This is a genomic window from Cupriavidus sp. 05L310 (assembly GCF_056398185.1).
In genome coordinates this window covers 90,095-114,157 of sequence record NZ_JBFTOX010000022.1, presented here as the reverse complement: position 1 = coordinate 114,157, position 24,063 = coordinate 90,095, and the positions used below count along the sequence as shown (strand labels likewise).

General features: G+C 66.2%; 20 protein-coding genes and 1 pseudogene. 7 read left to right on the top strand and 14 right to left on the bottom strand.

Translation table 11 applies throughout. The annotated features are described in order from the left end of the window. Window positions 1–49 precede the first annotated feature (49 nt). Window positions 50–3,244 carry an ATP-binding protein gene (locus AC1DS6_RS17775; RefSeq protein ID WP_477102841.1) on the top strand — a complete coding sequence of 1,065 codons (3,195 nt, stop codon included), beginning with the start codon at window positions 50–52 and terminating at the stop codon, window positions 3,242–3,244. 177 nt (window positions 3,245–3,421) lie between these two features. Here AC1DS6_RS17775 and AC1DS6_RS17770 read toward each other — a convergent pair whose 3' ends face one another. Then, the gene (locus AC1DS6_RS17770) at window positions 3,422–3,841 is read right to left on the bottom strand and encodes a hypothetical protein (RefSeq protein ID WP_441633342.1); all 420 of its coding nucleotides are present in this window, start codon (window positions 3,839–3,841) and stop codon (window positions 3,422–3,424) included. A 612-nt stretch (window positions 3,842–4,453) separates the two neighbouring features. Here AC1DS6_RS17770 and AC1DS6_RS17765 point away from each other — a divergent pair. Continuing rightward, window positions 4,454–5,620: a response regulator gene (locus AC1DS6_RS17765; protein WP_441633344.1), complete on the top strand. Its 1,167-nt coding sequence runs from the start codon at window positions 4,454–4,456 to the stop codon at window positions 5,618–5,620. Between the two features lie 5 nt (window positions 5,621–5,625). Further along, window positions 5,626–9,441 carry a hybrid sensor histidine kinase/response regulator gene (locus AC1DS6_RS17760; RefSeq protein WP_477102840.1) on the top strand — a complete coding sequence of 1,272 codons (3,816 nt, stop codon included), beginning with the start codon at window positions 5,626–5,628 and terminating at the stop codon, window positions 9,439–9,441. 102 nt (window positions 9,442–9,543) lie between these two features. On the opposite strand, the gene AC1DS6_RS17755 is transcribed toward AC1DS6_RS17760, so the two are convergent. Together AC1DS6_RS17755 and AC1DS6_RS17750 are read right to left on the bottom strand one after the other, a co-directional pair. Then, window positions 9,544–10,602: a DMT family transporter gene (locus AC1DS6_RS17755; RefSeq protein WP_477102839.1), complete on the bottom strand. Its 1,059-nt coding sequence runs from the start codon at window positions 10,600–10,602 to the stop codon at window positions 9,544–9,546. A gap of 56 nt (window positions 10,603–10,658) precedes the next feature. Beyond that, window positions 10,659–10,871, bottom strand: a pseudogene (locus AC1DS6_RS17750) (chromate resistance protein ChrB domain-containing protein); the annotation flags it as partial. A gap of 183 nt (window positions 10,872–11,054) precedes the next feature. On the opposite strand from AC1DS6_RS17750, the gene AC1DS6_RS17745 reads away from it, so the two are divergent. Then, window positions 11,055–12,014: a DMT family transporter gene (locus AC1DS6_RS17745; RefSeq protein WP_477102838.1), complete on the top strand. Its 960-nt coding sequence runs from the start codon at window positions 11,055–11,057 to the stop codon at window positions 12,012–12,014. Window positions 12,015–12,065: 51 nt separating this feature from the next. On the opposite strand, the gene AC1DS6_RS17740 is transcribed toward AC1DS6_RS17745, so the two are convergent. Together AC1DS6_RS17740 and AC1DS6_RS17735 are read right to left on the bottom strand one after the other, a co-directional pair. Then, complete coding sequence (locus AC1DS6_RS17740; RefSeq protein WP_441633352.1) at window positions 12,066–12,506, bottom strand: GFA family protein; 441 nt, start codon at window positions 12,504–12,506, stop codon at window positions 12,066–12,068. Between the two features lie 79 nt (window positions 12,507–12,585). Next, window positions 12,586–12,951 carry a hypothetical protein gene (locus tag AC1DS6_RS17735; protein WP_441633354.1) on the bottom strand — a complete coding sequence of 122 codons (366 nt, stop codon included), beginning with the start codon at window positions 12,949–12,951 and terminating at the stop codon, window positions 12,586–12,588. A gap of 204 nt (window positions 12,952–13,155) precedes the next feature. On the opposite strand from AC1DS6_RS17735, the gene AC1DS6_RS17730 reads away from it, so the two are divergent. Beyond that, window positions 13,156–13,833 carry an alpha/beta hydrolase gene (locus AC1DS6_RS17730; protein ID WP_441633356.1) on the top strand — a complete coding sequence of 226 codons (678 nt, stop codon included), beginning with the start codon at window positions 13,156–13,158 and terminating at the stop codon, window positions 13,831–13,833. A 7-nt stretch (window positions 13,834–13,840) separates the two neighbouring features. On the opposite strand, the gene AC1DS6_RS17725 is transcribed toward AC1DS6_RS17730, so the two are convergent. Next, window positions 13,841–15,379, bottom strand: coding sequence for a DHA2 family efflux MFS transporter permease subunit (locus tag AC1DS6_RS17725; RefSeq protein WP_477102837.1), 1,539 nt, complete (start codon window positions 15,377–15,379; stop codon window positions 13,841–13,843). A gap of 127 nt (window positions 15,380–15,506) precedes the next feature. On the opposite strand from AC1DS6_RS17725, the gene AC1DS6_RS17720 reads away from it, so the two are divergent. Then, on the top strand, window positions 15,507–15,950 hold the full coding sequence (locus AC1DS6_RS17720) for a MarR family winged helix-turn-helix transcriptional regulator (RefSeq protein ID WP_441633360.1): 444 nt from the start codon (window positions 15,507–15,509) through the stop codon (window positions 15,948–15,950). A gap of 26 nt (window positions 15,951–15,976) precedes the next feature. Here AC1DS6_RS17720 and AC1DS6_RS17715 read toward each other — a convergent pair whose 3' ends face one another. From AC1DS6_RS17715 to AC1DS6_RS17695, 5 genes are all read right to left on the bottom strand, one after another. Next, a complete protein-coding gene (locus AC1DS6_RS17715; RefSeq protein WP_441633362.1) occupies window positions 15,977–16,351 on the bottom strand; it encodes a hypothetical protein in 375 nt (124 codons plus the stop codon). Window positions 16,352–16,586: 235 nt separating this feature from the next. Further along, window positions 16,587–17,477 (bottom strand): 2-hydroxy-3-oxopropionate reductase, encoded by an 891-nt coding sequence (gene glxR / locus AC1DS6_RS17710; RefSeq protein WP_441633364.1) that lies wholly within the window; start codon window positions 17,475–17,477, stop codon window positions 16,587–16,589. A gap of 84 nt (window positions 17,478–17,561) precedes the next feature. Then, window positions 17,562–18,353, bottom strand: coding sequence for an HpcH/HpaI aldolase family protein (locus AC1DS6_RS17705; protein ID WP_477102836.1), 792 nt, complete (start codon window positions 18,351–18,353; stop codon window positions 17,562–17,564). Between the two features lie 400 nt (window positions 18,354–18,753). Beyond that, on the bottom strand, window positions 18,754–19,449 hold the full coding sequence (locus AC1DS6_RS17700) for a fumarylacetoacetate hydrolase family protein (protein ID WP_441633368.1): 696 nt from the start codon (window positions 19,447–19,449) through the stop codon (window positions 18,754–18,756). 34 nt (window positions 19,450–19,483) lie between these two features. Then, window positions 19,484–19,906 carry a VOC family protein gene (locus AC1DS6_RS17695; protein ID WP_441633370.1) on the bottom strand — a complete coding sequence of 141 codons (423 nt, stop codon included), beginning with the start codon at window positions 19,904–19,906 and terminating at the stop codon, window positions 19,484–19,486. A gap of 146 nt (window positions 19,907–20,052) precedes the next feature. Here AC1DS6_RS17695 and AC1DS6_RS17690 point away from each other — a divergent pair, with 146 nt between their 5' ends. Further along, window positions 20,053–20,934, top strand: a complete 882-nt coding sequence (locus tag AC1DS6_RS17690) for a LysR family transcriptional regulator (RefSeq protein WP_477102835.1) — start codon at window positions 20,053–20,055, stop codon at window positions 20,932–20,934. Window positions 20,935–21,053: 119 nt separating this feature from the next. Here the strand turns inward: AC1DS6_RS17690 and AC1DS6_RS17685 are convergent, their stop codons facing one another. The 3 genes from AC1DS6_RS17685 to AC1DS6_RS17675 form a co-directional block, all read right to left on the bottom strand. Continuing rightward, window positions 21,054–21,644: a TetR/AcrR family transcriptional regulator gene (locus tag AC1DS6_RS17685; RefSeq protein ID WP_477102834.1), complete on the bottom strand. Its 591-nt coding sequence runs from the start codon at window positions 21,642–21,644 to the stop codon at window positions 21,054–21,056. Between the two features lie 475 nt (window positions 21,645–22,119). Then, the gene (locus AC1DS6_RS17680) at window positions 22,120–22,815 is read right to left on the bottom strand and encodes a glutathione S-transferase family protein (RefSeq protein WP_441633376.1); all 696 of its coding nucleotides are present in this window, start codon (window positions 22,813–22,815) and stop codon (window positions 22,120–22,122) included. 73 nt (window positions 22,816–22,888) lie between these two features. After that, window positions 22,889–24,058 carry an MFS transporter gene (locus AC1DS6_RS17675; RefSeq protein WP_045241227.1) on the bottom strand — a complete coding sequence of 390 codons (1,170 nt, stop codon included), beginning with the start codon at window positions 24,056–24,058 and terminating at the stop codon, window positions 22,889–22,891. Window positions 24,059–24,063: the final 5 nt, after the last annotated feature.

Here is a 24,063-nt window from a genome sequence, read left to right as displayed (position 1 = left end):
GCCGGAACGCCGCCGTCGTTTTACAAGCCGCGAACCGTCGCAGGAAATCATGATGAAGCGCTACTTCAGGAGTCTGCGAGGGACGGGCGGTAGGGAAACCCGCCTGAATTTCATCATGACGGCGGTCGCCGTCGTATTGCTGCTGGTCTTGAGCCACGAGGTGCTCGGGGGCCTTGAAAAGCAATTTCATCGGAGCGCCGAAAGCCGCCTGAAAGGCGTGCTTCAGGCGATATCGGACCTGAACCGGACCATGGGAGAGGATTCGGCGGGGCGGGTCGGGACCATTGCCGAGAACCCTGCCCTGATAAAACTGGTGAAACGTATCCTGGCCAATCCCGGCAGCGCGGATTTGCTGACTGAATTCGATCAGTGGATTCTGCCGATCTACAGGAGCCGGGGCTTCGACGGCTATGCCCTGATCAGGCCGGACCAAACCATTGTCGCGGCGAGCAGCCCGTACTATGTCAACTTCTCGAATCTGACCGAGCAGACAAAACGCACGTTGCGGGGGGCGCAGGAACTTGGATTTGCCATCTCGCGGCCCACTGTCTCGACGCTGCCGCTCATGGTCCAGGGGGTCGAGAAGCCGGCCGGGATGTTCTATCAGCTTGCGTGCGCAAGCATCAATGCGGATGGACGGATCGTCGGCTACCTGTGCCTGCGCGTCGATCCCTACGTGGGACTATTCAAGATTCTCAAGGCGGGCCGGATAGGCGAAACGGGCGAGGCTTACGCGATCGATTCCTCCGCGCGCATTCTCTCCCCGACCCGCGCCTCGGAGCGCCAGGCGGCGCCGGATCGCCCGCGGCAAGATGTCGCCGGGCCGCTGTGGGCGAGAGTGCCCGGCAAGCAGCCCGCCGGCGATGCGCTGGCGCGGGGCGGCGCCGGCGACGCTCCGACCAAACTTGCGTCGCAGCTGCTGGCGAATAGAGGCGAGGAAGCGGTGGCCGCCGATGGCTATGACGGCTATGACGGGCACAAGGTCATCGGGGCTGGTCGATGGCTGGATAGCCAGGACATGGGGCTGGTCGTCGAGCTACACGTTGACGAAGCCTATCAATCGTACTTCCTGGTCCGGACGGCGATCGTGAGCCTTACCGCGATCGCGATCGGGCTGATCCTCGCGCTGGCGGCGTTCCAGTGGCGCGCGCGCCGCAGTGTGTGCGAGAACGAGGAGCGCATGCGCGCATTCCGCGAGAACGTGCCGACCGGGCTGGCCTACAAGAACCTCAAGGGCGTGGGCATCATGGCCAATCGCGCTTACGAGCAAGCCATCGGGGTGCCGCACGGCGCTGCCGTGGGATGCTGCGACTGGGACATCATCCCGAATCGCCGTATCGCGGAGATCAGCCGCGATATGCACGAACTGGTACTGGCCAGCGGAACCTCCCAAAGCCAGGTGCATACGACCAGTCCTCGTTACGGGTATGAACGTATCTTCCGCGTGGTCAAGTTCCCGGTGCGCGCGCCGGACGATGCGGGCATCATCGGCGTCGGTACCGTGGTCGCGGATATCACCGAGCAGGAGCGCACCCGGCAGGCCCTGGAACTGCTTACCAACACGCTGGAAGCACGCGTCGAGGAGCGAACTCTGCAGCTGACGGTAGCCCGCGAGGCGGCCGAATCGGCTGCGCGGGTCAAGGCGAAGTTCCTGGCCAATATGAGCCACGAGATCAGGACACCGCTGAATGCCATCATCGGTATGTCGCATCTGGCGCTGAACAGGGAGTGCGACGACAAGCTGGATCGCTATCTGGCGCGCATCAGCGCATCCGCCGGGCACTTGCTGGGGATCGTCAACGATATCCTGGATTTCTCGAAGATCGAGGCGGAAAAGCTCACCGTCGACGCGCGCGAGTTCTACCTGTCCGAACTGCTGGACCGTGTCACTGGCCTGTTCTGGGAAACGGCGGAAGCGAAAGGCGTCATGATGTCCATTTCCACGTCCCCCGCGATTCCGCTTCGGCTTGTCGGCGATCCACTGCGGGTCGGGCAGATCCTGATCAATTTCCTGAGCAATGCGTTGAAGTTCACGGATCGCGGCGAGGTCTCCCTGCGAGTCAGGGAGACGCTCGTCCGCGACAGCCATATCGGCTTGTGTTTCGAGGTCGAGGACACGGGCGTAGGCATTGCGCCGGAACAGTTGCCGCAGCTGTTCACGCCGTTCCAGCAACTGGATAGCGCGATGAACCGCCGCTTTGAAGGCACGGGGCTAGGGCTTGCGATCTGCAAGAAGCTGGCGGAACTCATGGGCGGGCGTGTCCTTGCGCGGAGCCAGGCCGGCGTGGGAAGTACCTTCTCGTTCGAGGTATCGCTGGAGATTGCGGGAGCGGACCGGGCGGCCGGTGCGGGCTCCGGGCGTTCGCATACGGATACGGCGCCATCGGATGGCCGCTCGCTCGCCGGGCCGGCGTGGCAGGCATTGCACGGGCGCACGGTCTTGCTGGTCGAGGACAACCCGATCAATCAGGAGGTTGCGCGCGGTCTTCTCGAACTGGTGGGCATGGACGTGCATGTTGCCTGCGACGGTCCGCGGGCGCTGGCGGCGCTCAAGGAGCACGCATTCGATATCGTGCTGATGGACATCCATATGCCGGGCATGGACGGCATAGAGACCACCGGCGCGATTCGCCACGGCCTGGGGCTGCAGGCCCTGCCGGTGCTGGCGCTGACGGCCGACGCGATGTCGGCTGACCGCATCCGCTGCATCGAGGGCGGGATGAACGATCATATTTCAAAGCCGATCGACGCAGAGGCGATGTTCCGCACCATTGCGGCATGGCTACCGCCCGTGGCTAAACCAGGGGGCGCGGATCGCGGTCAGGCAGGCGCGGGGACAAGGATGGATGTGGCGGCGCAGGCGAGTCCCCCTGCGTCAGCGGTGGTGAAAGCCCTGAAGGGCGTACCGGGCCTGGACGCCGCTGCGGGGATCAAGCTCTTGTTCGGTCGCGAGGATCTCTATGTCAATCTGGCCAGGCGCGTATGCGCCGAACGCTCGGACGTGGTAACGCGGATCCATGAGGCCATCGGGGGCGGCGATTTTGGCCGGGCATGCCTGCATGCCCATGGCATGCAGGCCATCCTCGGCATGCTTGGGGCGGCGGAGCTCGCGCGGGCATGCATGGAGCTGGACCGTGCCTTGCGGGATGGCAAGGCGGATGCCGTGGCGCTCTCCACGCTGGGCCTGGACTTCCCGGCGCTGATCGCCAACATGCGCTCGGCGTGTGCCGTGGGCGCGGTATAAAAAAATCCAGAGCCAGCCCGGTGCATGAATCTGGCACTTCATCTGCAAGGGGGGGACACGGGGAGTGCTGTTTCCCTGCAAGAATCGGCCATGCTGCTAATCCTCACGCGCAAGGCGGGCTCTGGACCGGAAAGCGTGGTGCCGGCCATCACATCAGTCGCTGGAACTGCCAACGATTCAGCGGCGTTCCGCGCCGACCGGGGCAGCACACAGGTCGAGTCCGGCGGACAGGAACCTGAGCGTGCGCAGTTCAATCTGGGTGAATACGCCGTTGATCGTCACCCATGGGTAGCGGACACCAGACACCGTATGCTCGAAAGCGATCAACGTCGCATCGCTGTCGATTGCGCACACGAAGCGCCGGACGCCGATGTCGGGATGCCGGACCTCATAGCGCGCGCGATGTTCAAGCCGGAACTCGCTCCGGCCTTCGCGGATCACTCTCGATATGGCATGCCCCGGCACGTCGGGCGCCAGACTGTTGAGAATGCGGCTTAACCAGTCGTCGTATTCCAGCGCGGTTTCCCCGCTGCCCACCGCCATCGTCCACTGGTCGATGCGCAAGGTATGGCGAGCAGATTGCTGATGAGATTCCATGCCTCATGATGGCTCGGCGACGGCTGCCGCGAAAGAGTAGAAGTACTCAGATCGCCGAGCCTGTATTCGCATCCGTTGCCGGGGGCGTCGGGGGAGTAGCGGAGAGGGGGAGTATTTTTACTCTTTTCGATTCTGCGAGACCCGATGACAATGCCGCCGGTGCTTCGATCCAGCGAAAGACGGACCTTGATGTCTGCGGGAATTCGCTGTTGGTCGGGCACCATGCCGGCGCGCCGTCTGGCGGCGCCGGCAATGCGGACACGTCTTCCGACGTAGCCGGCGAGCATTGAAATGATTGCGGGGTGTCAGCGTCAATGCCATGCGACCGTTGTCCGTCCCTCTTGGAAAGCCCACTTCGGTGGGCTTTTTTTCTTGTCGCTGGCGCGCGGCGCCGGCAGGTCACCGTGCGCGCGGGCTCGGCGCGGGCTCGGTGCGGGCTCGGGTTAACGGCCGGCAGGGCCAATACTTGAGCCCTCCGCAAGTGGGGCTGAATTGCGGCGCAATACAACCGTTATGGCAAGCAGGGGCTGGGATGCCCCTTGCTTTGTTGCGTCCCGGGCCGGGCGCGCGCGGACATCGCCTGCCCGGCAAATATCCCTATCTGACTTTCCCATGCGCCCAGACAATCCCGACGCACAGCCCACGATTCTGGTGGTGGACGATGTTCCGGAGAACATCGCGATGATGGCCGCGTTGCTGCAGGATCGCTATCGGGTGAAGGTGGCGACTTCCGGCGGCGTGGCGGTGCGCATCGCGTCGGCAGCGCCGCCAAGCCTGATCCTGCTCGATGTGATGATGCCCGACATGGACGGCTACGAGGTGTGCCGGCAGCTCAAGGCGAATCCGGCCACCATGGACGTGCCGGTGATCTTCCTCACTTCCCGCACCGGCGAGCACGACGAGACGCGCGGGTTCCAGGTTGGCGCCGTGGACTACATCATGAAGCCGCTCAGCCCGCTGGTGATGCACGCCAGGATCGCCACCCATCTCACGCTCAAGAACGCCAGGGATTTCCTGCGGGACAAGTCGGCCTACCTGGAGCAGGAGGTACAGCGGCGGATGCGGGAGATATCCATGATCCAGGATGTCACCATCATGGCCATGGCATCGCTGGCGGAGACGCGCGACAACGAAACCGGCAACCATCTGCGGCGTACCCAGCACTATGTGCGGCGGCTGGCGCAGGCGTTGCAGCACCACCCGCGTTTCAGCGAGGAACTCAACGACGAGACCATCGCGTTGCTGTTCAAGTCGGCACCGCTCCACGACATCGGCAAGGTGGGCATCCCGGACCGCATCCTGCTCAAGCCAGGCAAGCTGACCGCCGAAGAGTTCGAGATCATGAAGACCCACACCATCCTCGGGCGGGATGCCATCGCGCAAGCCGAGGCCCAGTGCGGCGCTCCCAACTCCTTCCTGCGCTACGCGCGGGAGATTGCGCACTATCACCAGGAGAAGTGGGATGGCAGCGGTTACCCGGAAGGGTTGTCGGGAGATGCGATTCCGGTGTCCGCGCGCCTCATGGCGGTTGCCGACGTATACGATGCGCTGATCAGCCGGCGGGTCTACAAGCCGGCGTTCCCGCACGAGCAGGCGGTGCGCATGATCGGCGAAGGCCGCGGCCGTCATTTCGATCCGGACATGGTCGATGCGTTCCTGGCGATCGCCCATGAGTTCCACGCCATTTCGCAACGCTACGCCGATACCGACGCGGACCATGCGCGCGAGGCGGAGCTGCTGGCCGCCAACGGTTATTCAGCCGCGACCCCTGGAGAATGATCGCCATGGCTGCCTATGATTCCCTGCCTGGCTGGCGCAAGCGGGGGATGCGTCCCGGTGCCTGGCGCTATGTGTGCCCCGTGCTCCTCATGCTGGCGGTCTGCCTGCTTTCCGGCGGCGCCATCCACCTGGTGTACGAGAATAACCGCGCCATCCTGGGCGCGCGCATGGAGTCGACCCTGGCGGCCAACGCGCGCCTGCTGGGGCTGTGGAGCGGAGAACAGCAGCGGCGGGCGGGAACGATAGCGCGCATGGCGGAGGGGCTCAGGCTCGCGCGGCCGTTGCTATTCGCGCAAGGCCAGCCGTCGCCGGACCGCGAGGCGGCGGCCAGGTTTGAGCGATGGGCGACGCCGCTCTACCAGAGCAATGGCTACCTGGGCTTTGCCCTGGCCACGCCGGCACTCCAGATCGTCGCATCGGAACTGCCCAGCCGCATCGGCCTCCCGTTGTTGCCGGAATCCGCCAGGACCGCCAGGCGGGCGCTGGAGGAGGGCAGCGCGGTCTCGCCCCCTTATCCGGCCCCGGAGCCAACCCGTGACGCATCGGGCGCGCTGGCCGACTTGCCGTTCCAGGTGGTGTGCGCCCGCCTGTCCGACGCGGGACACAACATCGGCGTGTTGTGCCTGCGGGTGGATCCCCGCGCTGTGATGCTGCCGATCATCGAAGCGGGTCGCTTTGCCCGTACCGGCGAGTTGTACGCCATCGACAGCCAGGCCAGGCTGGCCTCTCCCAGCCGCTTCACGCGCGAGCTGGCGGCAACGGGCAGGCTGGCACGGAATACGTCGTCCATGCTCAATATCGCTGCCCGGGTGCCTCTGCAGCCAGGCAAGGCCGGGGGGAGCGGCCAGCAGGACGGCCCGCTGACCCTGGTCGCCGGGAGCGTGCTGCGCGACCGCGCGCCGGTGCTTGCCTTCGACTATCCGGACTTCCGCGGCGAACGGGTCGCGGGCGCGGCCAGGTGGATCCCCGGCCTGGAGGTAGGGCTGATCGTGGAGCAGGAGATGGGCGAGGCGTTCTCCTCCTATCTGTTCACGCGTAATGTCGTGGTGGCGCTGACCGCCATCATCCTGCTGCTGATCGCCATCGCCACCTGGATCCTGCGGCGGGAGGGCCGGCTCCTGGCCCAAAGCGAGGAGAGGATGCGCGCCATGCTTGAGCATTCGCCCGCGATCATGTCGCTCAAGGACCGCCAGCACGTCATGCTTGCCGCCAATCCGACCACGCAAGCCCTGTTGGGAGCGAGCGAGGCCGACGTGCTGGGCAAGGCTACCTGGGAGTTCAACACGGCAGCGGACGAAGCCCGGGCGCGCTGGGAGATGGAAGAGCGCGTGATGTCCTCGGGCAAGGCAGAGGAGCACATCTACGCCATGCAGACACCGCTTGGCGAGCGCCAGCTGCAGATGATGCGCTTTCCCGTGCGTGACCCGCACACCGGCGAAGTGGTGGGGGTCGGTGCCGTGGGCATCGATATCACGGAGCAGGTGGAGGCCAATCACCGCCTGAAATCGCTGTCCCAGACGCTGGAAGGCCGGGTCGAAGAGCGGACCTGGGAACTGGCCCAGGCCAATGCCGAGCTGGTCGTCGCCAAGCAGGCCGCCGAGAGCGCCGCCCATGCCAAGGCCAGCTTCCTGGCCAATATGAGCCATGAAATCCGTACCCCGATGAACGCGGTGATCGGCATGGCGCACCTGGCGCTGCGCACGCGGCTCGATGAGAAGCAACGCGGCTACCTGGAAAAGATCCAGCATTCCGGGCAGCATCTGCTGGAGATCATCGATGACATTCTCGACCTGTCGAAGATCGAAGCCGGCAAGCTGGAAATCGAGCGGATCGATTTTTCGCTGGAACGGATGTTGCGCACGGTGAGCGACCTGGTGGCCGAGCGCGCCGTCGCCAAGCATCTCGAACTGATCGTCGAAGTCGCCCCGGACGTGCCGGACTCGTTGCGCGGCGATCCGCTTCGGCTCAGGCAGATCCTGATCAATTTCGCCAACAACGCGGTCAAGTTCACCCATCAGGGCGAAATTGTCATCCGCGTCGAACGCCGCGGCGCCGGCGAATCCCAGCCCCGCATCCGCCTGCGCTTCGAAGTGCGCGACACCGGCATCGGCATCGATGCGGCCACGCGCTCCCGCCTGTTCCAGAGCTTCGAGCAGGCCGATGCCTCGACCACGCGCCGCTACGGCGGCAGCGGCCTCGGCCTGGCCATCTGCCGCCGCCTGGTGGAACTGATGGGCGGCACGCTGGGGGTGGACAGCACCCCTGGCCAGGGCAGCACCTTCTGGTTCGAACTCGACCTGCAGGCAGGAAAGAAGCGGCCTGCCCGTGCCATGGTCGCACCGCAGCTTGCCGGCTGCCGTCTGCTGGTGGCGGACGATCACGACTACGCGCGCCAGGTCGTCATCTCCATGCTGCGCAACTTTGGCTTCCGCGTGGACGAGGCCGCCTCCGGCCGGGCCGCGCTGGCGAAAATCGCGTTGGCTGACGAGGCCGCCGACCCGTACCAGGCCGTGTTCATCGACTGGAAGATGCCTGGTCTCGATGGCATCGAGACCGCCCGCCATATCGACGCCATGCGCCTGCGCCACCCGCGTCCCCGCCGGGTCATGATCACCGCGCACGGCCGCGAGGAAGTCTTGCGCGAAGGCGAGCGCTCCGGCTTCGATGCGACCCTGATCAAGCCGGTGAGCGCCTCGATCTTGCTGGAGGCGACCGTGCGCACGCTGGCCGCCGACGAGGATGCCCCGGAGGACGCCGCCGAGGCGCGGGAGAGCGCGCCGGACGCGATGCTCTCCTTGCCCAGCGCACGGGTGTTGCTGGTGGAGGACAACGACATCAACCGGGAGGTTGCGGTTCACTTGCTGCAGGCCGCGGGGATCTACCCGGACGTGGCGGAGAACGGTGCCATTGCGCTGAACCAGGTCCAGGCCGGTGCCTACGATCTTGTCCTGATGGATGTGCAGATGCCTGTGATGGACGGGTTCGAAGCCACCAGGCGCATCCGGGGGCTGCCGGGTTTCGCGAGCTTGCCGGTGATCGCCATGACGGCCAATGCGCTGCCGGAAGACCGGGCGCGTTGCCTGGCGGCGGGCATGAACGACCATATCGCCAAGCCGATCATTCCGGCGGCCTTCTATGCCACCCTGCGCCAATGGCTGTCGGTTCCCGGTGGCGGAGATCCGGCGCCGCAAGCCGTTGCCCGGCCGGCCTGGGTCGACGCGCTGGCGGCCTCCCCGCACCTGGACGTGAACGGCGGCCTGGGGCGTGTGAGTGGCCGCGTGGAGGTCTATGGCCAGTTGCTCGAACGCTTCGCCGCGGGCTATGCCGACATGCCGGACCGCATCGGCGAGCGCATGGCCCGGGGCGACCGTGACGGCGCCTTGTCGCTGGCCCATTCGCTCAAGGGACTGGCCGCCAATCTTGGCGCCATGGCGCTTTCCTCCGCCGCGGCTACGCTGGAGGCGAGCTTGTTGCTGCCGACCGCGCCCGGGCGCCCGGATTCCGTCAAACTGCTGGCTGTCCTGCGCGCGGCCTTGCTGCCATTGCTCGATGTCCTGCGCGCGCACTTGCCGGCTCAGGACCCTTCACCCCAGCACGGCGCCGTGCCGGCGGCCGGCCCCGATCGCCAGGATGCCGCGCTGGCTGCCGTCCTGGAAGCACTACGCGGACAACTGGAGGGGGCCGATAGCGAGGCCAACAACACGTTCGCCCGCTACCGCGACGTCATTGCCCGCGGCCTGTCCGCCGACGCGTGCAAGCGCCTGCAGGCGCAACTGGATTGCTACGACTATCAGGGGGCACTGGAAACCCTTGGCGGCTAGGCCGCCGGGCCGGGATTGCCATACTGGCTCGCGATCGCCACGACATAACCATCGGCGGCGCGCAGCCAGATCTCGCGGTGCTGCGCGTTCGCGCAGGCGGTGTCAGTGCGAATGCCTGTGATGGATATCCGGATAGTGCGGATGCCTGTGGACCAGGGGGGCATGCCGGTGCAGGTGCCGGTGCGGCTCCCGCCCGTCCCAGGGGAAGTCGTGTTCATGCTGGTGATGCGCATCGTGGCGATGCGTGTGGCTGTGTTCGAGCGGCTCGTGGGTGTGCTCGTGCTCGTGATGCTCGCGCAGGTGCAGCCAGACACCCAGCGCCATCAGCAAGGCCGCCGCGTAGAACACCACATGTGGCGGCTCGGGCCACATGGCCAGTGAAATCGCCACGCCGAACAGCGGCGCCACGGAAAAATAGGCACCCGTGCGGGCGGTACCCAGCAGCCGCAACGCGATGACAAAGAGCGCCAGGCTGACGCCGTACCCGAGGAACCCGATGGCCATGGCCGCGCCCAGCGCGGGCAGCGCCGGCAACCGGGCGCCGGTGGCAAGGGCCAGCCCCGTGTTGCAGAGAGCGGCCGCCAGGCCCTTGATGCAGGCGATCAACACGGCGTCGTTGCTCGACACCTTGCGCGTGAGGTTATTGTCGATGGCCCAGCACAGACACGCACCGATGATGAGCAAGGCGCCGGCTGACAATGGCAGGCGGCCCGGCTGCCAGGACAGCAGCAAGCCGCCGGCAACGATGGCGGCCATGCCGATCACGATCGGGCGGCTGGCATTCTCCCTGAAGACCACCCAGGCGATCAACGCGGTGAACACGCCTTCCACGTTCAGCAGCAGGGAAGCCGACGCCGCGCTAGTTCCGGCCAGGCCGCTCATCAGCAAGGCCGGCCCGGCCATGCCGCCGGCGAGGATGGCGCCCAGCAGCCACGGCATTTCCCGGCGCGGAATGCCAGGCATCTGGGTACCGGCATTGCCGGAGCCCATCCCGATGCGCCGCAGCACCAGCAGCAGGCCAAGACCCAGGCCGCTGCCCAGGTAAAGCAAGCCCGCCAACAGCAAGGGCGGGACGGATCCGGCCAGGGCTTTGGCAAGTGGCGTGCTTGCCCCGAACAGCAGCGCGGAGGCCAGGGCGGGGGCGGCGGTGCGCAGGGACATGGGCGTATGGCACTGGCTGGTTGGTTGTTAACGTATTGTCGCCCGGCCAGGCCGCGTCAGGGCGTGTCCTGGGCAGGCATGACCGGCGACCAGCGATGTTCTTCCGCCTGGCAGTGCAGGCACCAGGCGAAAAGGGCGTCATACATCACCATGCCGTGCGCGAGCATCTCGTGATCGTCGGCGAACACGTGCGACAGGCCCCGCGAGATGGCATATAGCCCCGCCGATTGCGCAGTGAGGTCCAGCCGCGAGATATCCGCCCCGCGCATATGCGATCCGCGCGCTCGCTGATACTGGCTCTGGATGGATTTGTGGTGATAGCGTAACTTCGCCAAGGGCTGCCCGATGACCGCGCCGGTGCATGGCTTGCAATCCATTGTTCAGCACACGCTGAAACGTTCGCCCGCGTCGCATGCCCACAATGGTTGCGATGCCTTCCCCGGGAGAACCGCATGCCAGCCAACCCCACCGCGGATGCGCGCGCGGCCCACGGCAGCGGGCCCGCGCCGGACCTGGCGCTGCTGCTGGCCTTGTCCACGCTATGGGGCGCGTCCTACACCTTTATCCGGCTCGGCGTTGCCACGATTCCCCCGGTGACGCTGATCGCGGCAAGAACACTGATCGCCGGCGCGCTGCTGGTGGCCTGGATGGCCGCCAGGGGCATGCCGACGCCGCGTGATGCTGGAACCTGGCGCCGCTTTGCCGTGCAGGCCATGCTGAACAGCGTGGTGCCCTTTACGCTCATCGCCTGGGCCGAGCAGTCGGTTCCGGCCGGCCTGGCGACGATCCTGAACGCCGCCTCGCCGGTGATGGCCGTGCTGGGAACCTGGCTGGTCACCCGCCACGAACGCATCGCGGCGCGCAAGCTGTTCGGCGTGATCGCCGGGCTCGCGGGCATTTGCATGATCGTCGGCACCAGCGTGCTGGGCGGCCTCGGGCAACAGTTGTTGCCGCAACTCGCCATTGTTGCCGCCACCGCCTGCTATGCCGGCGCGGCCATCTACGGCCGCTCGTTCAGGGACCTGGCGCCGGCGGCGCCCGCGGCCGGTTCGATGATCGTGGGGGCGGCATTGCTGGTGCCGGCAAGCCTGGTCATGGACCGGCCCTGGACGCTGCATCCGTCAATGTCGTCGCTGGCCGCCTTGCTGGCGCTATCGGTTTTTTCCACCGCGCTGGCTTTTGTCATCTACTTTCGCCTGGTGCGCACACTGGGTCCTGTGGGAACCACGGCGCAAGCCTATCTGCGCGTGCCGATCGGCGTCGCCATCGGCATCGTGTTTCTCGGCGAGTCGCTTACGGCCGGGGCATGGGCCGGCCTGGCGTGCGTGGTTGCCGGCGTCGCTGCCATGACGATGCCCGCGCGGGAGCGCCCCGCCGGCGCAAAGCCTGCAACGCCGACGGGCCGCGCGTGACCAACCCGTCGTACATCTGCAGCCTCAGTGAGAGCGAGCTTGCCGGGCGGCTCAGAACCCTGCCTTGTGCAGCGGGCCATCCCATCCGTCCAGGAACTTCGGCAACTGATCCTCCACGTCCACCACGCGATGCCGGTAGAACAGGTGCATGGCCGGTTGCAGGGCCTCCGGCAGCGCGCCGCCACTTGCCCGCGCGAAGAGGCTGTTGGGAATGACCGACATGCCAAGCCGGTTGGTGCCGACCAGCGTCTCGCCGCACTGCCGGCAGAACTGGCGCTCGAGTTGCCGCGTTCTGTGGTGGTACGTGGCCAGGTGCTCGGCGCCGCGTTCCACCAGTACTTGCGCCGGCTCCCAGGCCGTGGCGGCAAATACCGGCGTCGCATAGAAATCCCGGCAAGCCTGGCAATGGCAATTGGCCCTGGCCACCGGCGCTCCGCTAATACGAAGCTGGACCTGGCCGCAAAGGCACTCCAACGTAGCGGGGATTGTCATGGGCATTGTCTCCTGTCTTTTGAATGACGAGGAGCATTCTACTTGGCGCCGGGCCGGGCTGCCTGGCGCCGGCGCGCGGTCATCCCGTGATGGCCGCGTCAAGCATGGCGCCGAACAATCCGATCAGCAGCACGACCGCCGAGGCGATGAACCAGCGCACCGTCTTGCGGTATTCCGGCACCTGGTCATCCTCCACCCGCAGCGAGCGGAACAGGGCAACGATCTGCAGGCACACGGCGGCCAGCAGCGAGGCGGCGGCGAGCAGTGCCTGGGTGCTCCAGCGGCCGGGGCTCTCGAAGCCCCAGAAGCGCCAGAACGCCAGCGAGAAGCCAAGCAATACCGTGATGGCGGTGATGATGCCTTGCCGGTAGCCCGCCGGCACGACCTGGGGCGCCACGCTTGCCGCCTTTGCGGCTGGCGCGGGATCGGGGGCAGGGGCAGCCATGAGATGTCCTCCTGAGCGGTGCCGGACGGCCGCAGATGTGGTGCAACGAGTATAGGCACCGGCGGCCGTGGGTGAATCCTCCTCCATGCCGCCGTCTGTCACGCGCGCTCCCCCGGCATTACAATGCGGCTTCGCGGCCGCAGCCCTGGCGTCAGCGCTGACCGGCTCGCCTTGCCACTGCCTGTGCCTTACCTCCCATACCCTATGTCTTCGCTTTCTCCCTCAGACAATCGCATCTGGTTCGATGGCGCCGCCGGCCGCATCGAGGCCCTGGCGGATTCGCCGCAAGGGCCTCCTGCCGGCATCGCGGTGATCGCGCACCCGCATCCTCTGCTTGGCGGCAGCGCCGAGCACAAGATTCCGGTGGCGCTGGCCAGGATCTTCCAGGCGCGCGGCTATCTGGCCGTGCGGCCCAACTTCCGGGGCGTGGGCGGTACGCAGGGCAGTCACGACGCAGGGCAGGGCGAGACGGATGACATGCTTCTGGCCGTCCGGCATCTCAGGCAGGCGCACCCGGACCTGCCGCTGGCGCTGGCCGGCTTCTCATTCGGCGCCTATGTGCAGACGCGCGTGGCAAAGCAGTTGCTGGAGGACGGCGAACAGATCGCACACCTGATCCTGGCCGGCATGCCGGCAGGCCCGGCCGCCGGCGGCCGCAATTACGACACCCCCGCGGTGCCTGCCGATACCTTCGTCATCCACGGCGAACTGGACACCAACGTACCGCTGCAAGCCGTGTTCGACTGGGCGCGCCCGCAGGAGTTGCCCGTTGTGGTGGTGCCCGGCGCCAACCACTTCTTCACCGGCAAGCTGCCCGTGTTCCAGCGCGCCGTGGCGGAGTACCTGGACCACCGGCAGAGGCTGGGCAGGGCGGCCGGCTAGCCGTGCGTCAGTCCATGGCCGCATGCGCGACCGCGTCGCCGCCGGCATGGTGCGTGGGCCTGATCAGCAGGATCAGCGGCACCACCAGCAGGGTCGCGAGGAACATGACCTTGAAATCGTTGAGGTAGGCGATCATCGAAGCCTGCTGGTTGATCGACTGGTTGAGCATGGCCAGGTCGTAGCGCGAGCCGCTTGCCAGCAGCGCCTGCATGGCCGGGTTGTACACGCTCACATTGGCAGCCAGGTCGGCGTGGGCAACCTGTGTGTTGCGCGTCATCAAGGTCTGGATGACGGAGATGCCGATACTGCTGCCGATATTGCGCATCAGGCTGTAGGTGGCGGTGCCGTCCGCGCGCAGCTCCGGGGCGAGCGTGGAGAATGTCAGCGCGCTGAGCGGCACGAACACCAGCCCCAGCCCGAAGCCCTGGATGATGCCGGGCCAGACGATGTCGGAGACCGACAGCACGACGGTATATTGCATCATCTGCCACAGCGCGAAGGCGGAGATCAGGAAGCCCGACAGCAGCAGCACGCGCGCGTCGATGCGCTTGAGCAGGCGTCCGGCCAGCAGCATTGAAAGCATGGTGCCCGCGCCGCTTGGCGCGGTGACCAGTCCGGTGGTGGCGACGGGATAGCCCATCAGGTTCTGCAACATCGGCGGCAGCAGCGCACGGGTGGCGTACATGACCGCGCCGATCACGAAGATAAAGCAGGCGCCGGTGGCGAAGTTGCGGTCCTTCAGCAACTGGTAGCGGAAAAACGACTTTGGCCCGGCGGTGGCGGTGTGCGCGAGGAAGTAGAGGAAACTCACTCCGGCCAGGATGGCTTCGATCCGGATCTCCAGCGAGCCAAACCAGTCCAGCTGCTCGCCGCGGTCCAGCATGGCCTGCAGCGCGCCGATCGCCAGGCCTAGCGTGATAAAGCCGAAGGCATCGAACTTCACCGCCCGCTCCGCCGCCCTGGCGGGCAGGAACGACAGCACGCCAAACAGCGCGAAGGCGCCAATCGGCACGTTGATGAAGAACACCCATCGCCAGTTATAGCTGTCGGTGAGCCAGCCACCCAGCGTCGGGCCGAGGATCGGGCCCACCATCACCCCCATTCCCCAGACCGCCATCGCCTGTCCCTGCTTTTCGCGGGGATTGATGTCCAGCAGGATCGATTGCGACAGCGGTACCAGCGACGCCCCGAAGATGCCTTGCAGCAGCCGGGAGGCCACGATCTGCGCGAGTGTGTCCGAGAGCCCGCAGAACGCGGAAGCGATGGTGAAGCCCGTGATCGAGACGGCCAGCAGGCGCTTCACACTGAGCCGGTCGGACAGCCAGCCGGTCAGCGGCGTGGCGATCGCGGCAGCGACGATGTACGAGGTCAGCACCCATGTGATTTCATCCTGCGATGCCGACAGGCTGCCTTGCATATGCGGCAGCGCCACATTGGCGATGGTGCTGTCGAGTGTCTGGATCAGGGTGGCGGCCATGATCGAGATGGTGATCATGGCCCGGTTGAGCGGCATCGCTACGCGCCCTGCTACCGCTTCGGATGACATGGATAAGGCAGGCTGGTGGACGGGGATATGATAAGCATGCTTATTATACGGACGCCACAAGGCATGGCAAGGCGGTTTTCGCTGGCGGTACCGCGTCCACGGAGGTAGATGTTTGTACAATCGCGCCATGGAAACGAAACTGGAAAAACGCTTTGGCTTCCTGGTCTCGGACGTCGGCCGGCTCAGCGGCAAGCGCTTCGACGACCTGGCGAAGTCGTCCCTTGATCTCACCAGGGCGCAATGCCGCGCGCTCGCCTACCTGTCGCACTACGGTGAAGTCAACCAGGTGCGGCTGGCCGACTTGCTTGAAGTCGCGCCGATCTCGGCTGGCCGCCTGCTGGACCGGATGGAAGAGGGCGGCTGGATCGAACGGCTGCCGAACCCCGCGGACCGCAGGGAACGGGTGGTGCGCATGACGCCCAAGGCGGAGAAGGCACTGGACAAGGCGCGCCGGGTCGGGGATGAGGTTGCCGAGGAAGCGCTGGCAGGGCTCAGCGCGCAGGAGCGGGAGCAGTTGATCCGCTTGCTCCAGCGCGTGCGGGTCAATCTCGGCACGATTGTCGATCGCTGACGGGAAGGGCGCGTACGATGCATCGCTCAAAGCAGCCGGTGCATGTCTTCCACCGCGTCATCCAGCTGCAGCTTCAGCAGCTTCAGCAGGCAGTACAAGCCATAGGCTTCTTCGGCTTTCTCGCTCTGCAACTCCGCTAGCTGCAGCACGCTGTCCAGGCCGGCGCTGACACTCTGCAATTCGGCGCAGCCGTTCGCCATGCGCTCGCCGAGGCTGCGGTTCAGCGCATCGATCTGGGCGGTCAGTTCGGCTACGCGGGGCGGATCCCCGGGTTCGGCGGGACGGCTCAGGCTGAGCACTTCGGCGATGAGATCGCTTAGCGTGCTGAAGACGAAGGGCGGATCAGTCGGACTGCCGGCGCTGGCGATCGGCTTGGGACCGGCTCGGTCGGTGGGACGCAATGCAAGCTCCTCATAGTGTGGAGGTCCGCCTGCTCCAACGCGAGAGTGGCGGGCTCGCAAAAGCATACTGCGTATGCGGTCGCTCGCCCTTCGGAAATTTCCGTATTTGCACGGCACCGCATTTTGCCTTGCACCAACCGTTCACCACCGATGCTGCCTGCGCCTGCCGCAACGCGATGCCTGCGATCCGGTCGGCGTGGAATCCGGTCCGGATCGCATGGTTGCTGCGGGGGCTTCAGCCTTGCTTGGGGGCGACTTCATGGTTGGCCATCAGCTCAAGCGCCCTGACCAGCCCCGAATGATCCCAGCCCGCGCCACCATGGCTTGTGCACGCATTGAACAATTCCTGGCAGGTGGCGGTATTCGGCAGCGACAGCCCCATCTCCCGGGCGTTCGACAGCGCAAGGTTCAGGTCCTTCTGGTGCAGCCCGATGCGGAAACCCGGTTCGAACGTGCGCTTGATCATGCGTTCGCCATGCACTTCCAGCACCTTGGAGGAGGCAAAGCCGCCCATCAGCGCCTGGCGCACGCGCGCCGGGTCCGCGCCCGCCTTGGACGCGAACAGCAGCGCTTCGGCGACCGCCTCGATGTTCAGCGCCACGATGATCTGGTTGGCGACCTTGGCGGTTTGCCCCGCGCCGTTGTCGCCCACCAGCGTGATGTTCTTGCCCATCAGTTCGAACAGCGGCCGTACCGTTTCGAAGGTAGCCTCCGGCCCGCCCACCATGATGGACAGCGTGGCATTGCGCGCGCCGACCTCGCCGCCCGATACCGGCGCATCCAGGTACTGGCAGCCGCGCGCGTCGATACGCTTGGCAAATGCCTTGGTGGCGATAGGCGAGATCGAACTCATGTCGACCACGATCTTGCCGGCGCTCAGTCCGTCGGCAATGCCGCCCTCGTTGAACAGCGCCGCTTCCACGTGGGGCGTGTCCGGCACCATCAGGAAGATCACGTCGGCCCGTTCGGCCACTTCCTTGCCGCTGCCGCAGGCCACGCCGCCGCTGTCCAGCAAGCTTTGCGGCACGCCGCTGCGGCTGGACAAGCTGACTTCGTGGCCGCCGGCGATGAGGTTCGCCGCCATCGGGGTGCCCATGATGCCAAGGCCGATAAATCCAAGCTTCACTTTTGTTCTCCGTTAGTGCTTGGCACTGGCATCGCGTACGCCGCGATGCCGGTGTTTCAAATCGCAAACCGCAAATCAAAGATATCAATAGCCCGATGCCTGCCCCGGGGCGGCTTGCCCGGCACGCATCTGCGTGACCACCTGCCTGGCGCCGGCCGCCATCAGCCGCGCATCGGAGCCCACCGTGACAAACTGGAAGCCCTGTTCGATCCGGCGCAATGCCGCCTCCGGCGCGCCGTTGTGGATGCCGGCGACTACGCCGTGGGCCTTGGCGCGCGAAAGCACATGCGCAATGGCGTCCGCAACGGGCGGGTCGACATCGTCGAAGGTGGGCCTGCAACCGAGCGCCAGCGACAAATCGGACGGGCCGATATAGACGGCATCGAGCCCCTGGACCGAGAGGATGTCGTCCAGGTTGTTGAGCCCTTGCATGGTCTCGATCATCGCGAAGGTGACGATGGTCTCGTTGGCGTGTTCCGGATAGTCGGCGCCGCCATAAAGCAAGCCGCGGATCGGTCCGAAGCTGCGCGTGCCCAGCGGCGGGTAGTGGGTGGCGGCGACGAACCGTTCCGCGTCTTCGCGGGTATTGATCATCGGACAGATGACACCGTACGCGCCGGCGTCGAGCACCTTCATCAGGATGCCCGGCTCGTTCCACGGCACCCGTACCACGGGCACGGTGTCCGTGGTGGAGATCGCGGTGAACAGGGTGATGGCGTCGCGGTAGTCGACGGCGCCATGCTGCAGGTCCACCGTCAGTGAATCCCAGCCCTGGTGGGCCATGGTCTCCGCGGCGAAGCCGCTGGGGATGGACAGCCAGCCGTTGATGACAGCGTGCCCCGCCGCCCACATTTTCCGAATCCGGTTCTCGCGCATTGTCTCTCCTCGCATGGGTTTGTCCGGCGCTGGTTGCCCTGTGCCGCCAACTTATAAGTTATCGTACAACTTGGAGGGAAGTATAAGCTTTACACGCGCTTCGTCAAGAGACGGCGGGAAGTGTCGGCGATGATCGTCTGCCTCTATCAATTTAGCGGCGGCTCGGGGCTGGCGCTCCGGCTTGGGGGCGGATAGCGCCCGCCTGCCGCTTTAGACGTTTTCGTCGTAGGATGTCCTACTAAAAGAAATCGACATTGACGCACCTGGATGGATATCCCCGCGATCCGTCGCAGCGTTTTGTTGCTGCTGAAACGGCCCGGCGGGGAATCCGCCGGGCGCGAACAGGAAACCGGGCCCGGATGCACCTGGAAATACGATGAGTGGCCTTGCGGCGTTCGCCTCAGCGCTTGCCGATCCGGAAAGCGATCTCGCCGACGCCTTCGATGCCCGCGGTCACCGCATCGCCCGGCTGCAGCGCGCCGACGCCAGCCGGCGTGCCAGTGAAGATCAGGTCACCCGGCGCCAGGGTCACACTTTGCGATACGTAGGCAATGACGTCCGCCACGGGCCAGATCTGCTCGTTCAGGTTGCCTTCCTGGCGGGGCTCGCCATTGACCTTGAGCCATACGCGGCCGTGGGCGGGGTGCCCGATGCTGGCAGCGGGCTGTAGCGGACCGCACGGGGCGGAGGCGTCGAAGCCCTTCGACCAGTCCCACGGGCGGCTCATCTTCTTGGCGGTGTCCTGCAGGTCGCGGCGCGTCAGGTCCACGCCAACGCCGTAGCCCCACACCAGTTCGAGCGCCTGCTCCGGCTTGATGTTGGCGCCACCCTTGCCGATGGCCACCACCAGTTCGATTTCATGATGGAGGTTGTCCGTCAGCGGCGGATAGGGCACGGTTCCTTCCGCGGCTACCACCGCATCGGCCGGCTTGGTGAAGAAGAACGGCGGTTCGCGGTCCGGGTCATTGCCCATCTCGCGCGCATGCGCCGCATAGTTGCGGCCAACGCAGAACACGCGGCGGATGGGGAAGCGGGCGCTGCTGCCGGCCACGGCGACGCTCGCCTGCCCGGCGGGCTGGATGACGAATTCAGTCATGTCTGGGTTCCTGGGGGCGTATGTGAGGAGGCGGTTACTTTGCAAAGACCTGGCTGATGTCGCCGAAGGCCTTGAACTCAAGGGCATTGCCCGACGGATCGAGGAAGAACATCGTGGCCTGCTCGCCAACCTGTCCCTTGAAGCGTACATGCGGCTCGATCACGAACCGGGTGTCAGCGGCGCGCAGCTTGTCAGCCAGTGCTTCCCACGCTTCCATGGACAGGATCGCGCCGAAGTGCCGCACCGGCACCTCGTCGCCATCGACGGCACTGGTTGCGCGATGGCCGCATTCTTCCGGCGCGAGGTGCGCGACGACCTGGTGGCCGTAGAAATTGAAATCGATCCAGGCATCGGAACTGCGGCCTTCCGGGCAGCCGAGGAGTCCGCCGTAGAAGCGGCGGGCTTCCGCCAGGTCGTTGACGGGAAAAGCCAGGTGGAACAACGGCGTTGCGCTCATGGGAGGGGCTCTTGTGGGTTGGGGGTATCGGCAGTGCGTCCGCATTGATTGTAATCAGCAGAAGTCGTAATATGAAACGAATGATTTCTGTGCTCAGCATAGAAATTTTCGATATAAAACCATGATCGGACCATGAGCCGCACCGGATGATCCGCTATTTCCGTACCTTCCTGGTCGCCGCCGAAACCTCGTCCTTTTCCGCCACTGGCGCGCGCCTGGCCCTCACGCAGTCCGCTGTGAGCACGCAGATCCGCCGGCTGGAGGAAGACCTGGGATGCGCCCTGTTCGACCGGGCCGGCAAGTCGGTCGCACTGAGCGAGGAGGGCCGCAAGCTGCTTCCGGAGGCCATGCGCTTTGTCGAGCTCTATGAGTCGATGAAGGGCCGCGTGCATTCGGCCCCGGATACCACGCCGCTGGATCTTGGCGCCGTCTCGACCGTGCAGGCCACGCTGCTGCCCAAGGCCATGAAGCGCCTGCGCGCCGGCTTTCCCAAGGCGCACGTCAATATCGTTCCCGGCATGTCCACCCAGTTGCTTACCCAGGTGGATGCCCGCGAGCTTGACGTAGCCGTCCTGATCAGGCCCAGGCTTGGCATTCCCCAGGAACTCAAATGGGTGCCGCTGATGCGGGAGCGCTTTGTCGGCATCGCGCCCTCCGACTTGCCGCGCGAGCTGAAGGCGGCGCTGGCGGCGTTGCCATTCATCCGCTACAACCGGCATTCCATGGGCGGCCAGCTGGTGGACCGCTATCTCCGGCGCCACCGGCTGTGGGTGGACGAGAGCATGGAGCTGGACGAGCCAGCGGTGATCCTGCAGATGGTGGGCGAGGGGCTGGGCTGCGCGATCATTCCGGCGGAACTGGTCCCGCTCAAGTCAGCGCGCAACGTCGTGGAAATACCGCTGCCGGGCGAACCGGTCTTTCGCGAGATCGGCGTGCTGGTCCGGCAGTCGGCGCTCAAGCGGCCATCCATGGCGGCACTGATCGATGCGCTCGTTGCCGAGACCGCTCACTGGCGGGACCCGGTGTAATCAGGCGGTCTCCTCGGCAAGCATGCATGCCGGGCCGCGCTGCATCGCCATCCAGGCAATCGCAAGCGCGGCCAGCGAGAAGCCTGCCGCGGGCCACGGCAGGCAAGGCTGGCGTGCGTTCAGCGCTTGGGCCAGGACAGCAATGTGGCCTCTACGACGGCCTGCAGGTCCTCTCGCGTCGCGCCGCTCTTGGCCCGCACCGCCATGCCCTGGATGATGGTGGCAATGTAGTGCGCGGCGCCGCCGGCCGTCATCCCCTTCGGCAACTGGCCATTCCCGCTGGCCAGGACGTCTTCGAACCGATCGCGCAGCAGGTCGCAAATGGCGTTGCGGTTCGACGCAAGCGCCTCCCGTATGGCTTCGTTGCCGGGCGAGCAAGCCAGGGCGGCATTGGTCTCGAGGCAGCCGTGCGGCGTGCCCGCGCCAGTGTGCAGTTCGACCATGCCATGCAGCAATCGCTCGGCGATCCGGCGCGGCGTTGGCTCGGCCAGCGCAGCCTGCCGGAAGGCCAGATAGCGCTGATGGTAGCGCTCGAGAACTTTCCTGAAGAGCGTCTCCTTGTTGACGAACGCGCCATAAAGGCTCGACTTTGTCAGGCCGGTGGCTTCGAGCAGGTCGGCCAGCGAAGTCCCCTCGTAGCCGTTTTCCCAGAATGCCCGGAGCGCCAGGTCAAGAACCTCGTCTTCGTCGAATTCGCGCGGTCGTGCCATGGAATCGTGCGGCAGGAGTGGAAACCATGATTGTAGACCACCTGGTCCGTAATACCGGCTCGCCGCGCCGACCAGGCCGCGCCGAAAAAAAAACGCCCCGGGCGGCGGGAGCGCACTCGGGGCGATGAGGACGAATTGGCGGTACCCACGAGGCGCCGCCACCCAGCAAATCGAAAAATCGGAGAGTCAGCAAGCGGGACGGATCACGCGCCGCAGAACACGTGCCCGCATATTAAGGAGCACAGCAGCGGATCAAAGCCCGGAGTAGCAGGGCCATTGCGGCCCTATCCCGGCTTTAGGCACCAGGGCGGTGCTCATGGCCTGGCGCTGGGCAGGCCTGCCTGTCGCACACGTCACTTGCGGTCTCGGGAGGCGGCTCCGGCCGGCCGGCCGCGCCGACGCATTGCCCGGCCCGCGGCTCCCGGACTCGCGTCTTATTGCGGCAGCCGACATCGAATGGCGTCCCCAGGGAAGATCAGGCAACCGGCGGCTCGTCCCGGAGAAAGCGCGCCGGGATGGCGCCCTTGACCGGGAACAGGTGGAAGTAGGGGCGGGCTTCGGCGATGACACGTTGCACGGACGGGCGGCCCCACAGGCGCTCCGCATAGGCGGCCAGGCGCGGATGCGTTTGCGCGAACGGCATCACCATGCCCGCATAGAACAGCGCCGGCTCCGCCGAGCAGTCCGCCAGGGTGAAATGCTCGCCCGCCACCCAGGTCCTGTCCGCCATGTGCTGCTCGATCATGTCATAGGCAGTGCGCAGCGTGGCCTGCGCGTCTGCGACGCCGCGCGGATCGCGCTCGCCATCGGCCCGCAGCCGGTCGCCCACGATCTTCTGCACCGGGATGTGCACGTAGTGGTCGAAGGTGCGGTCCCATAGCCGAACCTCGCGGCGCTCGTCGTCCGTGGCGGGCAGCAACGGGCGCGCGCCGGGGTAATGCCGGTCGAGATACTCGATGATGATCGTGCTTTCCGGGATTGTCAGGCCGCGGCTGTCGTCGCGCAGGACCGGCATCTTGCCGATGGGCCAGAGCGCCAGGAAGGCGGCGCGGGAGTCCGGCTCGCCAAGGTTGACCAGATGGGTGGAAAACGGCGTGCCGTTCTCGTAAAGCGCGATCAGCACCTTGTGGCAAAAAGAGGACAGCGGATGAGCATGGAGCGTCAGGGCCATGATGGTTGCCTCCTTGTCGTTCCGGCCGCAGCCGGGATGCCGGCGCCCGTGGCGGGCTGCCGGGCGGGGCCGCTTACGTGGCGACCACCTGCGGCGGGCGCGGCCGGGTGGCAAACGCGAAGGCGATCTGCGTCAGTCCCGCGGACAGTCCCAGCGCCACGCCGATTTGCCACGCCAGAGTATAAGAGCCCAGCGCATCGTAGACCAGCCCGCCGCCAAACGCGCCGACGAAGCTGCCGATCTGGTGGCTGAAGAATGCCACGCCGCCAAGCATCGCCTGCCAGCGCAGGCCGAAGGTTTCGGCGATCCAGCCTGCCACCAGCGGTGCCACGCCCAGCCACAGGAAACCCATCACCGCGGCGAACACCAGCGTGCTGCCGGGCGTGGGCGCGGACGAGAAATACCAGGTCAGCGCAAGCGAGCGCACGGTGTAGATGGTGCCGAGCAGCATGAGCTTGTTGACCCGGCCGCCGGCCCAGCCGAAGAACAGGCTGCCCAGCACGTTGAAGCCGCCGATCACGCCCAGGGCCTTGGCGCTGAGCATGGGGTCCATGCCGCAGACGTCGAGATACGAGGGCAGGTGCGTGGTGAGGAAAACCAGCTGCATGCCGCAGACGAAATAAGCGGCGCCCATGACCAGGAAGGCCTTGTGCCGCAAGGCCGTGCCAAGCGCCTCGCGCGCGTTTTGCTGCACGCCGCCCGGCGGCGTGGGCAGCGGCAGGCGATCCACCTTGCCGGCAAACCACGCGGCCGGCAGCATCACCAGCGCCAGCACGACAAAGGCCGCCAGGCCCACGCGCCAGCCGTAGGATTGCGCCACCATTTGCCCGATCGGCGCGGCTACCAGGGCCCCGAGCGAGCCGGCGCCCGACACGATGCCCAGCACCGTGCTGCGCAAGGCGGCCGGCACCGGGCGTGCCGCGACCGCCATGGAAATGGCGCTGCCGGTGCAGGCCATCGACGCCCCGATCGCCACGCCGGCGCCGAGCGTCACGCCCACGATGCCGTGGGCGGTGGCCAGCAGCACCAGGCCCAGCACATAGAGCAGCGAGCCGCTCATCATCAGGGGCCGGAATCCTACCCGCGTGGCCCACGCGCCGGCCAGCGGCTGGAGCAGGCCCCAGGCCAGGTTCTGCACCGCAATCGCAATCGTGAAGTCCGACACCGAGATGCCGATGTCCCTGGTCAGGGGCGGCATGAAGATGCCCAGGCTCTGTCGCAGGCCCATGGCCAGGCTGAGCATCACGG

What these genes read in the sequence shown, in the direction of transcription:
- AC1DS6_RS17725 (WP_477102837.1), bottom strand. Translation starts at nt 15,379, where the DNA reads ATGTCATCCGAAGCGGTAGCAGGGCGCGTAGCGATGCCGCTCAACCGG.
- AC1DS6_RS17735 (WP_441633354.1), bottom strand. Translation starts at nt 12,951, where the DNA reads ATGGCTGCCCCTGCCCCCGATCCCGCGCCAGCCGCAAAGGCGGCAAGC.
- AC1DS6_RS17700 (WP_441633368.1), bottom strand. Translation starts at nt 19,449, where the DNA reads ATGACTGAATTCGTCATCCAGCCCGCCGGGCAGGCGAGCGTCGCCGTG.
- AC1DS6_RS17695 (WP_441633370.1), bottom strand. Translation starts at nt 19,906, where the DNA reads ATGAGCGCAACGCCGTTGTTCCACCTGGCTTTTCCCGTCAACGACCTG.
- AC1DS6_RS17730 (WP_441633356.1), top strand. Translation starts at nt 13,156, where the DNA reads ATGTCTTCGCTTTCTCCCTCAGACAATCGCATCTGGTTCGATGGCGCC.
- AC1DS6_RS17765 (WP_441633344.1), top strand. Translation starts at nt 4,454, where the DNA reads ATGCGCCCAGACAATCCCGACGCACAGCCCACGATTCTGGTGGTGGAC.
- AC1DS6_RS17740 (WP_441633352.1), bottom strand. Translation starts at nt 12,506, where the DNA reads ATGACAATCCCCGCTACGTTGGAGTGCCTTTGCGGCCAGGTCCAGCTT.
- AC1DS6_RS17760 (WP_477102840.1), top strand. Translation starts at nt 5,626, where the DNA reads ATGGCTGCCTATGATTCCCTGCCTGGCTGGCGCAAGCGGGGGATGCGT.
- AC1DS6_RS17685 (WP_477102834.1), bottom strand. Translation starts at nt 21,644, where the DNA reads ATGGCACGACCGCGCGAATTCGACGAAGACGAGGTTCTTGACCTGGCG.
- AC1DS6_RS17705 (WP_477102836.1), bottom strand. Translation starts at nt 18,353, where the DNA reads ATGCGCGAGAACCGGATTCGGAAAATGTGGGCGGCGGGGCACGCTGTC.
- AC1DS6_RS17690 (WP_477102835.1), top strand. Translation starts at nt 20,053, where the DNA reads ATGATCCGCTATTTCCGTACCTTCCTGGTCGCCGCCGAAACCTCGTCC.
- AC1DS6_RS17770 (WP_441633342.1), bottom strand. Translation starts at nt 3,841, where the DNA reads ATGGAATCTCATCAGCAATCTGCTCGCCATACCTTGCGCATCGACCAG.
- AC1DS6_RS17775 (WP_477102841.1), top strand. Translation starts at nt 50, where the DNA reads ATGATGAAGCGCTACTTCAGGAGTCTGCGAGGGACGGGCGGTAGGGAA.
- AC1DS6_RS17680 (WP_441633376.1), bottom strand. Translation starts at nt 22,815, where the DNA reads ATGGCCCTGACGCTCCATGCTCATCCGCTGTCCTCTTTTTGCCACAAG.
- AC1DS6_RS17745 (WP_477102838.1), top strand. Translation starts at nt 11,055, where the DNA reads ATGCCAGCCAACCCCACCGCGGATGCGCGCGCGGCCCACGGCAGCGGG.
- AC1DS6_RS17720 (WP_441633360.1), top strand. Translation starts at nt 15,507, where the DNA reads ATGGAAACGAAACTGGAAAAACGCTTTGGCTTCCTGGTCTCGGACGTC.
- AC1DS6_RS17755 (WP_477102839.1), bottom strand. Translation starts at nt 10,602, where the DNA reads ATGTCCCTGCGCACCGCCGCCCCCGCCCTGGCCTCCGCGCTGCTGTTC.
- AC1DS6_RS17675 (WP_045241227.1), bottom strand. Translation starts at nt 24,058, where the DNA reads ATGCTCAGCCTGGCCATGGGCCTGCGACAGAGCCTGGGCATCTTCATG.